12 protein-coding genes and 2 pseudogenes are annotated in these 16,318 nt (G+C 36.0%); all 14 read right to left on the bottom strand.

Features of this window, described 5'->3' with window-relative positions; all coding sequences use genetic code 11:
- Window positions 1-6: 6 nt before the first annotated feature.
- Complete coding sequence (locus NKR74_RS06685; protein ID WP_253629050.1) at window positions 7-1,194, bottom strand: CaiB/BaiF CoA transferase family protein; 1,188 nt, start codon at window positions 1,192-1,194, stop codon at window positions 7-9.
- Window positions 1,195-1,294: 100 nt separating this feature from the next.
- A complete protein-coding gene (locus tag NKR74_RS06680) occupies window positions 1,295-2,677 on the bottom strand; it encodes a putrescine aminotransferase (RefSeq protein ID WP_098309550.1) in 1,383 nt (460 codons plus the stop codon).
- Entirely contained in the window at window positions 2,678-4,171 is a 1,494-nt protein-coding gene (locus tag NKR74_RS06675) for an aldehyde dehydrogenase family protein (RefSeq protein WP_098309551.1), read from the bottom strand.
- Between the two features lie 356 nt (window positions 4,172-4,527).
- Complete coding sequence (locus tag NKR74_RS06670) at window positions 4,528-6,657, bottom strand: sigma 54-interacting transcriptional regulator (protein ID WP_253629049.1); 2,130 nt, start codon at window positions 6,655-6,657, stop codon at window positions 4,528-4,530.
- Window positions 6,658-6,801: 144 nt separating this feature from the next.
- A complete protein-coding gene (locus NKR74_RS06665; protein ID WP_253629048.1) occupies window positions 6,802-7,050 on the bottom strand; it encodes a biotin/lipoyl attachment domain-containing protein in 249 nt (82 codons plus the stop codon).
- A gap of 108 nt (window positions 7,051-7,158) precedes the next feature.
- On the bottom strand, window positions 7,159-7,449 hold the full coding sequence (locus NKR74_RS06660) for an SAV0927 family protein (protein WP_098309554.1): 291 nt from the start codon (window positions 7,447-7,449) through the stop codon (window positions 7,159-7,161).
- Window positions 7,450-7,473: 24 nt separating this feature from the next.
- Window positions 7,474-8,769: a Glu/Leu/Phe/Val family dehydrogenase gene (locus NKR74_RS06655; protein WP_375337655.1), complete on the bottom strand. Its 1,296-nt coding sequence runs from the start codon at window positions 8,767-8,769 to the stop codon at window positions 7,474-7,476.
- A 219-nt stretch (window positions 8,770-8,988) separates the two neighbouring features.
- Entirely contained in the window at window positions 8,989-10,338 is a 1,350-nt protein-coding gene (locus tag NKR74_RS06650) for an APC family permease (RefSeq protein ID WP_098309555.1), read from the bottom strand.
- 510 nt (window positions 10,339-10,848) lie between these two features.
- On the bottom strand, window positions 10,849-11,817 hold the full coding sequence (gene nrdF, locus NKR74_RS06645; RefSeq protein WP_253629047.1) for a class 1b ribonucleoside-diphosphate reductase subunit beta: 969 nt from the start codon (window positions 11,815-11,817) through the stop codon (window positions 10,849-10,851).
- A 198-nt stretch (window positions 11,818-12,015) separates the two neighbouring features.
- Window positions 12,016-13,401, bottom strand: a pseudogene (locus tag NKR74_RS06640) (ribonucleoside-diphosphate reductase subunit alpha); the annotation flags it as partial.
- Between the two features lie 330 nt (window positions 13,402-13,731).
- Window positions 13,732-14,430 (bottom strand): annotated as a pseudogene (locus NKR74_RS06635) (ribonucleotide reductase N-terminal alpha domain-containing protein); the annotation flags it as partial.
- Window positions 14,417-14,776 carry a class Ib ribonucleoside-diphosphate reductase assembly flavoprotein NrdI gene (gene nrdI, locus NKR74_RS06630; protein WP_242217049.1) on the bottom strand — a complete coding sequence of 120 codons (360 nt, stop codon included), beginning with the start codon at window positions 14,774-14,776 and terminating at the stop codon, window positions 14,417-14,419. The gene nrdI and the pseudogene NKR74_RS06635, both read right to left, overlap by 14 nt.
- Before the next feature lie 605 nt (window positions 14,777-15,381).
- Window positions 15,382-15,699 carry a hypothetical protein gene (locus NKR74_RS06625; protein WP_253629046.1) on the bottom strand — a complete coding sequence of 106 codons (318 nt, stop codon included), beginning with the start codon at window positions 15,697-15,699 and terminating at the stop codon, window positions 15,382-15,384.
- 148 nt (window positions 15,700-15,847) lie between these two features.
- Window positions 15,848-16,042, bottom strand: a complete 195-nt coding sequence (locus NKR74_RS06620) for an abortive phage infection protein (RefSeq protein ID WP_253629045.1) — start codon at window positions 16,040-16,042, stop codon at window positions 15,848-15,850.
- Window positions 16,043-16,318: the final 276 nt, after the last annotated feature.

Below are 16,318 nucleotides of genomic sequence, written 5' to 3'. Positions count from 1 at the left end.
TGCCTCCTATATCCATTGGTTTTTTTTCATTTCCGTAATGCTTTCCTGCGAATACCCCAGGTTTTTCAAAATCTGTTCTGTATGTTCCCCGTGAAGTGGCGGATGTTTCTGCATCCGCACTGGTGTCTTTGCAAGTTTTAATGGTGAACCTACAAGTGTAAGATTTTCAATAGTTGGATGTTCCATATGAATTGTCATATCTCTCGAAACTGCCTGCTCTGTTTCTAATGCTTCCTTCACGTTGAGAATTGGTCCATTTGGAATCCCTGCTTCATCCAAAAGTTGTTTCCAGTCCTCTTTCTTTTTCTTTTTCATTTCTTTTGCAATAATATCTACAAGTTCTTCCCTATGCAAAAGACGATTTGCATTTGTTTTATAGCGATCTAAACGAGATAAATCTTGTCTACCAAGTAACAAACAAAACTTATGAAACTGTTCATCATTTCCAACTGCAACAACAAGATCTCCATCCTCCGCCTGAAATACTTGATACGGAACAATATTCGGATGCTGGTTTCCAAGTCTCTCTGGCAATTCTCCTGTACACAAATAATTACTTGCTACATTTACTAATGCCGCTAATTGTGAATCAAATAAAGAAATATCAATTTCTTGCCCTTCTCCTGTTCTATTTCGGTGCTGCAAAGCGGCTAAAATCCCAATACACGTAAAAAGACCTGTCAGCACATCTGCAATCGCAACTCCTACTTTTGCAGGCTCTTCATCCTTTCCTCCTGTTATACTCATAAGCCCACTCATAGCTTGAATCATATAATCATAACCAGGAAGAGGTGAAGCAGGACCATTTTGGCCAAAACCGCTAATAGAAGCTAGAATAATATCTTCCTTCACCTCTTGTAACACGTCATAACCAAGTCCCATTCTCTCAAGTGTTCCAGGCTTGAAATTTTGTACAACGATATCAGCATGAGAAACAAGTTTTTTCAAAACATCCTTTCCCATTTGTGATTTTAAATTTAATGTAAGCGACTCTTTATTACGATTCGCACAAAGAAAGTAAGCGCTTTCTCCTCCTGCGAAAGGCGGTCCCCATCCTCTCGTATCATCGCCATTTCCAGTATTCTCAATTTTTATTACCTCCGCTCCCAAATCACCGAGAATCATCGTACAAAAAGGACCGGCAAGAACCCGAGATAAATCAATAATTTTGATTCCGTGTAATGCTCCCTCCAACCCCTTCTCCTCCTATAGTAAAAACCAGTAAAACCAATTAGAGCGAACATAAGCATGGTGGTTTTACTGGTTTGTTTTTACACATTATTATATGGAATGATTATTGTACTTTTACTTGTGCTAACACTGATTCGAAAGTATTGATTACCATATCTACTTCTTCATAACTAATTGTAAGAGACGGTTCAATACGAATTGTTTTTGAATTAATTAACGTTCCTGCAACAAGGATGCCTCGGTCAAACATTGCCTTCGATACCTCATAACCAATTTCATCTTTATGGAATTCGATACCAATCATTAAACCCTGACCACGAATTTCAAATACTTTGTCTTCGTGTCCTTCCGCAGCCCTTTTCAGCCCGTTTAAGAAATACTCCCCAACTTCCGCAGCTCGTTCTGGTAATTTGTCTTCCAATAATACATGGATTGTTGCAATTGCAGCAGCACATGCAAGTGGATTTCCACCAAATGTTGTTGTATGCATGAATGGGTTCTCAAACCAACTTTTAAATACTTTTTCTTTAGCAACAATTGCACCTGCTGGCATTACACCACCGCCAAATGCCTTCGCAAGACAAATAATATCTGGTACTACATCATATAATTCTGCAGCAAACATTTTCCCTGTACGTCCCATTCCAGTTTGCACTTCATCAAAAATGAGTAGTGATCCAAATTCATCACAGAGTTCTCTTACTTGTTTTAAATAATTTTCTGGAGGTAAAATAATACCGCCTTCTCCTTGAATTGGTTCTAAAATAACAGCTGCAACATCTTCCCCTACTAATGCACATGTTTCAAATGTTTTTCTCATCATCTCGATATCGCCAAATGGAACGTGACGGAAACCTGGAATTAATGGTAAAAATGGTTTACGGAACATTCCTTTTGCTGTTCCAGATAAAGATCCAAGACTCTTACCGTGGAAGGCACGTGTTGTTGAAATGAAAGTTGTTCGTTCACTATACATTTTTGCTAGTTTTAATGCCGCCTCCACACTTTCTGTACCACTATTTGTAAAGAAAGCATATTTCAAATCACCAGGTGTAATATCTGCTAAAATCTTTGCAAGAATCGCACGAAGTGGATCTAGTAAATCCTGACTATGCAATGCTTGACGCTTTAATTGATCCGTTACAGCTTTTACCACTTTCGGATTACGGTGTCCAACATTATAAATTCCGAATCCACCTAAACAATCAATATATTTTTTACCATTGATATCCATAAAACAAGATCCTTCATCAGACCATTCTACTGCTGCAAATTGCCCATCTTTTGTTACTGTTTTTCTATATGCAAGAAAACCAGGATTGACATGCTCTCTAAATCCATCTACTGTTTCTTTTTGAATCCAGTTAGCCTCTTCTTCGGAGACCTTTTCTTTTTCAATTAATTGCAGTACTTTCGTAATATAATCATTTACATTTGAATTGTTTACATCCTGCTCATTGAATTTACTTTCTACATTCGTCACCATTTATTTCACTCCTATAGTCTTTTTATTTGCAAACCAACCAATTGGTTCTACTTCTAGATTTATATTAATCTGCTTAATTTCTTGGAATTCTTCTAAACCAAACGTTCCTAAACTACGACCGATACCACTTTGCTTATATCCGCCCCAAGGCGCCTCGTTGTATGTTGGATGATAACTATTAATCCACGTAATCCCTGCGCGAAGCTTGCGGATTACGCGCATCGCTTTTGCGCCATCAACTGTAAATACACCTCCAGCTAAACCGTAATCTGTACCGTTTGCTAGCTCAATTGCTTCCTGTTCATCCTTAAACTTTTGGATAACTACAACAGGACCAAAAATTTCTTCCTGCACAATACGCATATCAGGTTTTACATTGACAAAGACTGTTGGTTCAATAAAGAAACCATCACCTTTTCCATCCGTTGTAATACGATTTCCTCCGCAAGCAATTTCTGCTCCTTCGTCTTTCCCAATCTCAATATATCGTAATACTTTTTCCATATGCTCTTGACTTACAAGTGGTCCCATCTCTGATTCTGGGTTATCACCAGGTCCAACATTAATTTGCTTTGCACGTTCTACGAAACGAGTAACAAATTTATCGTAAACGCTTTCTTGTACAAGAATTCTTGATCCTGCTGAACACACTTGTCCAGTACCCGCATAAATACCAAACAACGCATAATCGACCGCTGTTTCAAAATCTGCATCTGCAAAAATAATATTTGGAGATTTTCCGCCAAGTTCTAGCGAAATCTTTTTCATATTATCTGCCGCTGTTCTCATAATGTGCTTTCCAGTTTTCGTTCCACCTGTAAAAGAAACCATATCCACTTTACCGCTCGCCGCAATTTCATTTCCTACTGTTGGTCCGGCACCCATTACCATATTTGCAACACCTTTTGGTAATTCTATTTCCTCAAAAATTTCAAATAACTTCGTTGCAGTGATTGGTGTAACCTCAGACGGTTTAAATACAATCGTATTTCCAGCCGCTAAAGCAGGTGCAATTTTCCATACACTCATTAATAACGGATAATTCCAAGGAACAATTAATCCACAAACACCAACTGGTTCTCTGACTACCATAGCTTGCATTGGATCAGCTACATGATATGTTTGTCCATCTGGTTTTGTAATAAGCCCAGCATAATAACGGAAGCAAGCTGCCGCATCCCCAATATCACCTTCTGCCTCGCGATGTGTTTTTCCATTATCCATTGTTTCAAGACGTGTAAGTTCTTCCTTATTTTTATCAATTTCATCTGCTATTTTAAATAAATAAGATGCTCTTTCAGCCGCGGATGTTTCTGACCAAATTCCGCTATCAAAAGTCGCTCTTGCCACTTCTATTGCTTCTTTTGCATCCTCGATCGTTCCTTCAGGCGCATATGCGATAACCTTGCCATTCGCAGGGTTAATAATAGGTCGTTTCTCTTGATTACTAGACTCTCTCCATTCACCATTTAGATACATTTTTAAATCTAGCATTTTATATAATCCCCCTTTGTCGATCGTTCATATATTATATAAGCAATAATTGTGCCAACATTTAAAATACCAAGTAATCATACAAAAACTGACTATTTCTTCAAATAAAACATATGAACTTATGCGTTTTTGCATAAGTTATTACATTTTGCATAATTACAACAAAAATAAAGTGAAACTTCCTTTTGGAGCGCTCTTCTCCAAAAGGTTAGTTGAACCAATCGGGCTTTTACGGGCAGTTATCCCCCACCTATCTTCTTCGCTTCTCTCTCAATCTTGAGGTGGGGGACTTACTGCCCGTTAATGCGGGATAACAAAGAGAAAGGAGTAGTTCATGTAAACTTCCCCTTTCTCTTTTAGAAATATGAAATTGTATCAACTGCTATTTCCTTTTCATTCATGATTTTTTGATATTTACGACTAACCGAAGATTGACTAATTCCAAGAGCTTTTGCGGCCTTCGTCGTTGTTTTATACTGCTTCATCGCAAGTAAGATTAATTGCTCTTCTACAGAATGTAATGCTTCTTGTAATGGTAAGACCCTTGTAATAACTGGCTTTGATTTTTTAAAGTCATAACCAAGGGTTAAAAATTTGCTAACAAATTCAGCTTCAATAACTGGCTCATCTGCTGATACTACTAAACGTTCAATCATATTTTGTAATTCTCGTACATTTCCAGGCCATGAATAAAATTCTAGTAAATTCATTGCATCTGGAGTTAAATGGTAGTTTTTATTATATTTTTCATTTAATTGTTGTAAGAAATGAAATGCGAGTACTGGAACATCTTCCATTCGTTCCCTTAACGAGGGAACATGCAGTGGAATTACATTTAAGCGATAAAATAAATCTTCACGGAACGTACCAGCTTCCACCATTTTTTCGAGACTTTTATTTGTGGCCGCAATAATTTGAACGTTTATTTTCGTAGGTACTGTGCTTCCGATTGGAATTACTTCTTGCTCCTGTAACACCCTAAGTAATTTCACTTGCAAATGTAAAGGCATTTCTCCAATCTCATCCAAAAATAAAATTCCTTGATCCGCTCGCTTAAAATATCCTTCCTTTCCATTTTTATCAGCACCGGTAAAAGCACCTTTCGTATATCCGAACAGTTCACTTTCCAATAATGATTCTGGAATTGCACCGCAATTTAATTTTAAAAACGGCTTTGAAGATCGATTTCCCAGTTGATGAATTGCTTGGGCAATTACTTCTTTTCCAACACCCGATTCTCCAGAAATAAGAACATTAGAAGAAAAATCAGCTATTTTTTTAGCTTGATTAATAATTTGTTCCATTTTCGGACTACAATAAATAAGTTTCTTAAGAAAACGATCTTTATTTTTATAATTGTCCAATTCCTTCTTATATTGTTCAGATATCTTTTTCATCTCATGTAATTCCGTCTTTAATCTCGTTGCCTCTGTAATGTCCCTTGATGCAATAATAATACGATGCAGTTCACCGGTTTCACTAAACACAGGGTTTCCAACCGCTAATATTTTTCTGCCACTTTTTGTTTCTTGTACAATCGATACCTTTTTCTTTTGTTCGAGTACCAAACGAGTAACAGATGGACTAAATAAACCTTTTCGCTCTAAATCTAAAAGATTTTCCCCTAAAAGATCCTTTAAATCTCCTCCCCAGAAATCATTGATAATGGTTTCACTATAACGAATTAATTCTCCTTTAGGATTAACTACTAATATTTCATCATAAATACTAGATAAGATTGCGTTTAAATCTTTATTTAAATCCTTTATATATTCAATTTCCATGGCCATTTCCTCAACCATTGGTAAATCTTGTACAATAATAACCAGTCCTTCAATACTTTGATCGAGACTAGGAATCGGACTGTAATCAACTAATACTCCCATCTCATTTGTTATTTGTAACTGATTTAAAATCGTTTTTCCCGTTGCATATACATTGTTAATATGTTCCCCACTAAAAATCTGTTCTGCTGGTACATTCAGTACTTTTTCAGAAGTAGACTTGATCATCTTTAAACCAGATTCATTACAATTTACAATTTTCTTTTCCCGGTCTACCACAAAAATCCCCATAGGAATAGACATTAAAATGATTTTTAGTATATCTACACTTTTATTTTCTTGCTTAAATAATTCTGCAAAAACATCCTCTCTTCTTATATATCCTTTTAACTCTCCTATTTCATTTTTCACAATTGCAATAGGCGCCCCAATAATTTGAAAGAGAGCTGTTAAGGAAATAATTTTGCTAAGGTGACAGATTGTATCTAGTGAAACAGCATTTGAAAGTAATACTTGGGCAGTTAATCCCTCATTTCTTGATAGCAGATCCTTCACATGGACGTATGCAAATAATTGATCTTCCCTTTTTAAAAACAGAAAAGGTTCTGTTATATTTTTAACATCTATATTCCATTCCTTTTCAGGTTGATCAATAGGTAGAGAAACAATCTGCCTAATTTTTTTATGAGCAATGGAAAACATTCCGCTACCCCTCCTTTGAACTACTTAACTTGTATTGTATCACTAAAAACAGATTTTTTTAATTAATCCGATAATAAACTTTTTTCCTTTAAATTTATTAAAAAAAGGAAGATGAATGCTTCCATCTTCCTTTTTGTTCTCTAATTAATCACTACCACTAATTAAAATATCTTCTTGAATATAAGCTAATACCATCCCTGGAATTACCTTATCTCCTGCTTCTACTTCTAAAGATTGTACTTCTCCACTACATCCCATTTTAATTACTTCCAGCTGCCCATTCATATCTTTAATAGCAAACAGTGGTTCCCATTCGTAAATTCGGGAGTCCTTATCAATAGACACTTTTTCAACCGTTCCATAGCACGGGCTCGTAACGATCTCATAATACAAAATGAATCATTCCCTTCTTTTATTCTATTAATATTGTTCTGCCAATGTTTGTGACTGAGGAATCATATGGAAAAAACCCCTAAAATATCATTCCCTTCTTTTATTCTATTAATATTGTTCTGCCAATGTTTGTGACTGAAGAACCATATGGAAAAAATTTCGAAAATCTTCTACATCTTCTCCTTCAATCCCTAACTTAGGTGCCCAATATTGTTCCTGTTCAATATCTTCTTGACTTAATAAAATCATTCTTCCATTCTGAATAGAAGTAACCATTGCTTTTCCCAAAAATTGCTGTGAATACGTAACGGCTATATCATATCGATGACAATTCGACACGATACAATAATAACCGATTGGTTGTCTTTCAATTTCTTCTAATAAAATATCAAGCTTCATTTTATTCCTCCCTTTGTTAAAAGGTTAAAAATGCAACCAACCTCTTAGGCGTGATGCCTCTACAATCTTACGAACTCCCTCTATATAAGCAGCAATTTTCATATTTACTCCAAAATGTTTTGAAGTATTGAATACATCAGAAAAGCTAGATGTGATTTTCTCCTTTAAGCATTGGTCGACATATTGCTCTGTCCAATAATACCCTTGGTTATTTTGACACCATTCAAAATAAGAAACAATAACACCTCCAGAGTTTGCTAGAATATCTGGAACAACCAAAATGTCTCTCTCTTCTAACATTGTGATCGCCTCTTTTGTTGTTGGACCATTTGCGGCCTCAATTACAATCTTACATCCAAGCCTTTCTGCATTATGTTTCGTAATCACTCCTCCAATTGCTGCTGGAATGAGTACATCACATTCTTTTTCTAACAACTCTTGGTTAGAGATTGTTTTACTAAAGAGGTTTGATACTACTCCAAACGAATCTCGATTTTCTAGTAAATAAGGAACATCCAAACCATCTGGGTTGTAAATGCCACCTAAAGCATCAGATACTCCTACCACTTTCACACCAATATCATATAAATATTTTGCTAAATGACTTCCAACGTTTCCAAACCCTTGAATGATTACTCGCATATTTTGAAGTGAAATATGTTTCAGCTCACTCACTAGCTGAAGTGTATACAATACCCCTTTAGAAGTAGCTGTTTCTCGCCCTTGTGATCCTCCTAGCATCAATGGTTTTCCAGTTATAAAGCCTGGGGAATCAAATTCTCTAATATGATCATATTCATCTAGCATCCAAGCCATAATTTGAGCATTTGTATACATATCAGGGGCTGGAATATCTTTAGTAGGCCCAACAATTTGGCTCACTGCTCTTACATAACCGCGACTAAGTAACTCTAGTTCTCTAGAACTCATCTCCTGCGGATTACAAATAATCCCGCCCTTTGCCCCTCCATATGGAAGGCCCGTTACTCCACATTTCAAACTCATCCAACCAGCAAGCGCTTTTACTTCCTCAGCTGTAACATCTGGATGAAACCGAATACCACCTTTTGTTGGCCCTGCTGCATCGTTATGCTGGGCACGATACCCTTGAAATACTTTTGTGCTTCCATCATCCATTCGAACAGGAATGCTTACTTCTAAAAAGCGCATCGGCTTTTTAAGAAATTCGAATACTTCCTCTGGATAACGTAAAACCTGGAGTGCCTCTTTTAATATAGACTGAAATTCCTCTAAAGGATTTTCAATCTCAACTTTCCCCTGCATAGATTGAGTTATATTTTTTTCTGACTGAATTGCCACGATAACACCTCATTTATATATTTTTACTAGTTTTATAAAGCAATAAGCGTGCCAAGTAAAAATATAATGTTTATATTCTCTTTTCATCCTTCCCTCTGGAACTGATTTACAAATTTTCTCTTGTTCCTTATGAATTGTTGAATGACTTATGCAATATTGCATGATTTTAAAATCCCCAAAATAAAAAACATCGGAAAAATTCCGATGTTTTTTGTTATTCTATATTTCCTGTACTTCTTCAAAATGCATTTGCGGCGGAGCTGCCCGAAACATGTTCGTAATATATAAAAGGTAACCGATTCCAACTGCAGCCCAGCTAAGTCCAAGAATAAGCGAATGAATATTGAGGTTAAACCATAACACAGCTACTGTACCTGCTCCTAAAATAGGAAGAACTAAGAAATTTAAAAAGTCTTTTACTGTTTTATATCTTTTTTGCTTTATAACATAGTAAGCAATTACAGATAAATTAACAAATGTAAATGCAATAAGCGCTCCGAAGTTAATAAGAGATGCTGCTGTTTCTAAATCGATAAATATAGCGGAAAGTGAAATAATTCCCACAATAATAATGTTATATACGGGAGTTCGCAAGCGCGGATGAATGTATCCGAATATCTTCTGCGGGATTACATTATCTCGCCCCATTACGTATAATAATCGCGACACACTTGTATGAGAAGCTAAACCTGATGCCAATGTTCCCATAAATGTTCCTACTAAAAAGAATGTTTGAAATAATTTTCCTCCAACGAATAGCGCGATTTCCGGTGCCGCTGATTCTTGATCTTTAAATACGGATGCATCTGGGAAAAAGGATTGTGTGAAGTACGTAGTAACAATAAATAAAATTCCGCCAATTAAAGCGGTAAGAAAAATAGCCCGAGGAATTGTCTTCTTCGCGTTTGGTGTTTCTTCTGAAAATGTAGTTACAGCATCGAAACCTAAAAATGAAAAACAAAGAATTGTGGCCCCTGCAACTAACGGCGATATTTGTATATCTGATTGAAAAAACGGCTGAATGGAAAAAACTTCTCCAGTTCCTTCTCCTGCTATCAATCCTTTTATAACAAGAACTACAAACACAACCATTACTAATATTTGAAACACTACTAAGAATGTATTGAAATTGGCAGTAACATTTATACTAATAATATTTATCAGTGTAATCAGTAGGACAAATCCAACGACCCATAACCAAGAAGGAACACTTGGAAAAAGTGCGGACATATAAATCCTCGTTAATAGCGCGTTTACCATTGGTAAAAACAAATAATCCAATAACGCTGACCATCCAACAAGAAATCCAAGCCTTGTACTAATTGTCTTCTGTGTATAAGTATAAGCAGATCCCGCAGTAGGAAAAACCTTTACCATTTTGCCGTAGCTTGCAGCTGTAAATAACATTCCTGCTAATGCAATAAGATAAGCTCCTGGAACATGCCCGCCCGTTTTTTCAGAAACGATTCCAAATGTATCAAACCCCACCATCGGCGTCATATACCCGACACCTAGCATGACAATTGACCAAAGTCCTAATGAACGTTTTAAACCAACTACTTTTCCCACCTATCATTCCTCCTACTTTCTCTATCTAATTTCCATGTAAAGTTTGATAATTAAACAGAAAACGCTTTCAATAAACCGTGTATATTATATATCGCATTCCAAAACCCCTCCTTTTATTTTTTAAATATTCATGCAATTTTTGAGCCAAAATTTTCTTGTTCAAAAAATTGAGAGGATAAGCCAATTTTCACGCTTCAAAGATACAACAGGTGAGATTATTTTCTTTAAATTTTTTGTTGGTTTTTTATTCATTTTGACATAACCTATTCAGTCTCTCATACCACTACATACACGTGAAGTAAAACTTTAATCAGTCGAAAAATAACAAATTTATCAAGAAATAAAGTGAAACTTCCGTCAGTGGGGGCCTCATCCCCCCACCTATCTTCTTTGCTTCTCTCTGAATCTTGAGGTGGGGGTCTTACTGCCCGCGAATAGCAGGATAATAACATTATGTAAAGCCAAAAAAGCTGCCTTTATATGAAAGACAGCTTTTTTCAATCCTATCTATTAAAAATCAAATACGAAATCATCATCTGATAATTTTTCAACATTTGTTGCTTTTACATAACCATTCCCTTTTACAGAGAAGAAATCATGGTTTTTCGTATCTGTACGTAAACCGTTTAATACAATAGGGTTAATTTCTTCTTCTTCAAAGTGTGGTTCTAATCCTAAGTTCATAAGCCCTTTATTTGCATTGTAACGAACAAAACGATTCACATCTTCCACAAGACCAATAGATGTATAAATTTCTTCTGTGTATGCTGTTTCAATTTCATACAGTTCCACTAATAAATCCATTGTTTCTTTTTGTACTTCTTGTTGTTCTTCAGCAGAAAGCTCGGCAAAAACTTGCTGTGCTAAAATACCGACGAATACGCCGTGGATGGACTCATCCCTGATTATCAAGTTGATAATTTCACCACTCGCCGTTAATTTTCCTTGCCCTGCTAAATACAACGGATAGAAGAATCCACTATAGAACAAGTAACTTTCTAAGAACACACTTGCTACCATTGCCATGTATAGTTCTTTTTTCGTTACTTGAGGTTTTAATAGACGGCGGTAGTAATTTGTAATAATTCCTGCTTTTTTCACAAGTAACGGATGAGTATCTACCCATTCAAAAATCTCATCAATTTCTTCTTCACTTGCCAATGTCGTAAAAATGTGACTGTAGCTCTTCGCATGTACTTCTTCCATTGCTCCCATGAAAGCTAATACACTTTTTGCCTGTAAGTTCTCAAGATGTACAAGAATAAGAGGCATTCCCTCGCCGCCTTGCTTCGTATCAAGGAGCGTTAAACCACCTAGTACGCGCTTATACGCTTGTTGTTCTTCCTTTGATAACTGCACCCATGCATTTTTGTCAGAAGAAACTGCGATCTCCTCTTCTGTCCAAAACTGAGCGATGTTTTGCTTCCAAAACATTAAACTAAAATCGTCTTCTTTCTTGTTCCAGTTTACCGCGCGCATTGAATCGCCCCTTCTTTATATTGTTACATTGTCCTAACGTACGGTAAAATTTCCATTTCATAATGAAAATCTAACCGTGCGTTAGAACGTGAATTTAATAACTAAGCATGAGCAGGGTGTTTCTGCCCCTGCTCATGATGATACTTTATAGTAAATACTACTTGTACAATTTGTTTCTTCTCTTTCAAAAGCAACTCATCATACCGTGCAAGCTACACACTCTTCGACACTTAACTTGCGTGTTCTTGTGTAATACAAGCTCTTTAATCCTTTTTTATGAGCATAAATATAGTAACGTGCTAATTCACGTGTAGAAATATCACTATTTACATAAAGAATTGTACTAATCCCTTGGTCAACATGCTCTTGAATTTCTGCGATTAAATCAATCAATTTAAACTGATTCATATCGTAAGAAGATTTATAATACCAGAACGTATCTTTTGATAAATACGGCATTGGATAATATGTTGTTGCATTCGCATACGTTCTTGATTCAATTTGACTTACGATCGGCATTACACTTGAAGTCGCATTTTGAACGTAACTGATTGATTGTGTAGGAGCAATAGCTAATCGATATGAGTTATATAAACCATGCTTCTGCACTTGTTCTTTTAAGTTTGTCCAGTCTTCTTTTGTTGGAATGTGGATTCCTTCGAATAACTGTTGTACTTTCTCAGTTACTGGACTGTAATCTGTTGTTTCATACTTCTCAAAGTATGTTCCTTTAGCATAATCTGATTTATCGAAGTCTTTAAATGTTTCGCCTTTCTCTTTCGCAATTTCCATACTCTTTTCGATAGAGTAGTAATTAAGCATCATAAAGAATGTACGAGCAAATTCTTTCGCCTCTACACTTTCATAAGCGATTTTATTTTTCGCTAAATAACCGTGTAAGTTCATCGCTCCAAGACCAACAGAATGAAGTTCATCATTTGCTTTTTTCACAGTCGGTGCGTTCGGAATAATTGTCATATCAGAAACAGCTGTTAAAGCTTCCATACCTGCATGAACTGCTTCACGCATTTCTTTATTCTCCATCACGTTCACGATATTTAATGATCCTAAGTTACAGTTAATGTCACGGCGGATAATGTCATCTGTACCATAGTCATTAATTTCAGATGTTTCTTGTAACTGGAAGATTTCTGTGCAGAGGTTCGACATCTTCACAGTTCCAATATCCTTTAACGGATGCTGTTTATTTGCATTTGATTTAAACATTAAGTAAGGGTAACCAGACTCAAGCTGAATCATTGCAATTTTAATGAGCATATCGCGTGCGCTAATATCAAGTGGTTTCTTTTTGATATTCGGATTGCTCATCAGTTCATCATACATTTCATCAATATCGATATCATCTAAATGTTTTCCGTACTCTTTATACACTGTATAAGGTGCGAAAACATGGAATGGTTCATTTTTCTCAGCAAGCTCAAAAAACTTACTTGGAACGATAACTCCGATTGAAAGAGATTGAATACGGCTCTTCTCGTCGGCATTTATTTTTTTTGTATCGAGGAACTCAATAATATCCCAATGGAAAATATTTAAATATACCGCTCCGGCACCTTTTCTTTGCATATTGTTACTCCACACACTTAAAACGTATGGGGGATAGCCATTTCTGCTACCCTCTCTATATCGCTATAGAGTTCAGACCATATCTTCTTCTCAATATATACACCCTTTAAGTTTGGTTTGAGAAGCCAGGTTCGAGCTATACAGTCACCTACATAGCTACTTGGTCGTTGAACCTTCTCCTTATCTAACAGACTTAGGAGCTCGGCTGCTGATTTCCTGCAATCTTGGATTTTTAGGGGGCGCTACGTAATTTCTCCGTAGTATCCTACCTCGATATACTCAGGCGTTCCAGCAATTGACCCGGTTTTATAGTTGAGCCATAAGTTAACCCAACTGATTCGCATACGAAAACGAATCTTCAAGTAATTTCATAACTGGTACAACACCGCTTGCCGCGTTCTCGATACCTTTAATTTGTTCACCGCGCGCGCGCAGCTTGCTCAAGTTAAGCGCTACACCGCCGCCGATTTTTGATAACTGCATCGCTGTATTAATATTAAATCCAATTGAGTTTAAGCTATCATCCATCTCTAACAAGAAACAAGACACCATTTCTCCTCTTCTGCTTCTTCCCGCATTTAAAAAGGTTGGTGTCGCTGGTTGATAGTTTTGTTTTACAATCATACTTGCGAATTGCTTTGCTTTCTCGACGTTTCCTCGTCCTAAGTATAACGATACGATTGCTACGCGATCTGGATAGCTTTCTAAGTATCGTTTTTGATCATTCGTTTTTAACGCATAATCTTTATAAAACTTAGATGCTGCCATATAAGATTGAAACTCGAAGTTTTCGCCATATGTGATATCATATACAGCTTCTATCTCGTCCATCTTATATTCGCTTAACACATCATAGTAGTAATCGTTCTCCAACATATACTTGATGCGTTCTGCCACGCTATCAAAATGAACGGTATTCTCTTTCGCCTCTTCCATAAAGGCTGCTAATGCTTCTTTATCTTTGTGCAGCTGATAGAATCCGTCCTGCATTTGCGTAAGCTCATTATTCAATTCAATGTGTCGCAATCTCCAGCACCCTCTCTTTAAAAAATTCTACATCTTTATTTGTTCCAGATAACTCAAATTTCGATACAATCGGCACCTCATATCTCGTTGCAATCTTGTCTGCGCTTGCCCCAAACATATCTCCCCAATTGCGATTCCCGCTTGCAGATACTCCTTTTAAGCGTTCGTGATTACGTTCTAAAAATTTCAAAACACGTTCCGGTACATTTCCAAAACCTGTTGTATACGTAATAAGGACAAATTCTTCATCTAATACGAGATTTTCATTAATTTGAACGGCCGGCATATTTAATTTGTGGATGAAACGCTTCACGTTTCCTGTCATAGAATCATATGCAACTAACATCTCCGACCCCCCTCTTACATCTTTTCACATCATGTTCGTTCGTGATGAATTCTCCATATATTGTATTACTTTTTAAAAAAGGACACAAGATATATGTATAATTTCTTTTTATTTTAAAATTTATTTTTTCGACAAAAAAGGCCGATCTTTTTACAATACAAAGAATATGAAACAACATTCTAAAACGCATGTCAATAAAGTGTATTTCAAAAAAGTTGTCAACGGATTTACCTACATTTCCAAAAAAGTTAACAGTATAACATTGTCAAAAAAAGAAACATACCTCCGAAATCTATCGGTCATTTGTCATAAAAAAACGAACAATTTCCTTATTAGAAACTGTTCGAAACCGGTTACACATTTTCTATATGATGCACCTCTTACTTTTTTTAAAAGAGGCAGTTACATTCAAATAAGAGATTTTCTTTTTAATATTCATTACTAAAAAACTCACAATCTATCCTTTTTTGTATATTTCTGGGTCATTTACAGCAAAAAGGAGAAAAATAATGAAATGACATTCTATTTACTGATGCTATGAAAAAGAAAAATGCGCAACATATTGTAAATATATGTACGCGCAAAAAAAACACAAAAAACGACTCCTATTCATTATTTTTTACGTACACGATGTCCTTCACAAATATATGATAGAAATTTTCATCTTTACATTGCATCGTAAAAATAGGTGATTCGTCATCGAAATACGCAATCGTACCTTTAACTTTTTGAATAGAATTTTGAAGTTTAGCTGCTACAAGTACAGTTTGTTCTTGTTCATATGCTGTTCTTAGTTGTTGAATGATCTCCTTCATTCGCTTTCGCTTTTCAGGAAACATAACCATCCCAACAAATTTTCTTCCTTTCTCATCTTTCCAAAAATAATCCCAATGCGGAAGTATTCCTTGCTTAAACTCTCCCATATAAGCTTCCCTCCTTATCTTTATCTCACCCTTTTTGGCAGTTATCGCATACCTATCTTCTTTAGGTAGACAATAACTTTCAAAAAAAGAATTTACTTGTTTTAATTAGCAAACAAATACATTAGCGTTTAAGTAGCAGGTAATTGACTTACGAACGAGGCATTTCCATATATGTATAGATAATTTCTCCCCCGCCCTGTGCGTTACCGCGAAAATGTTTAAAATCTTGGCGTTCTACTAAAACTTCACGAAACGTATAAAAGACTTCTTTTGTTACAACATATTCTTCTATTTCTTTATTTTTAAGTTGATCTAAGATCATATTTACTTGTTGTTTATCCATGCTAATCACCTCTCTGTAGTATTTTTATCCCGCTATTCGCGGGCAGTAAGACCCCCTCCTCAAGATTTAGAGAGAAGCGAGGAAGATAGGTGGGGACAACTGCCCGTAAAAGCCCGATTGGTTCAACTAAGCATCAGTGGGGCTGAAAAAAACCTACTGATGGAAGTTTCACTTTATCTGACTGCTACTTCTGAATATATCCTTCTAATATAGCAAATCATTTCTTATCATGCTAACTCTTATGATACAATAAAACGGACAACCAGGAGGGATAAC

Origin of the sequence: Bacillus sp. 3103sda1 (genome assembly GCF_024159135.1) — a bacterium.
In the GTDB taxonomy this organism is placed as follows: Bacteria; Bacillota; Bacilli; order Bacillales; family Bacillaceae_G; genus Bacillus_A; species Bacillus_A rhizoplanae.
The sequence above is the reverse complement of the archived record's forward strand: the minus strand, read 5'-3'. Positions and strand labels throughout refer to the sequence as shown.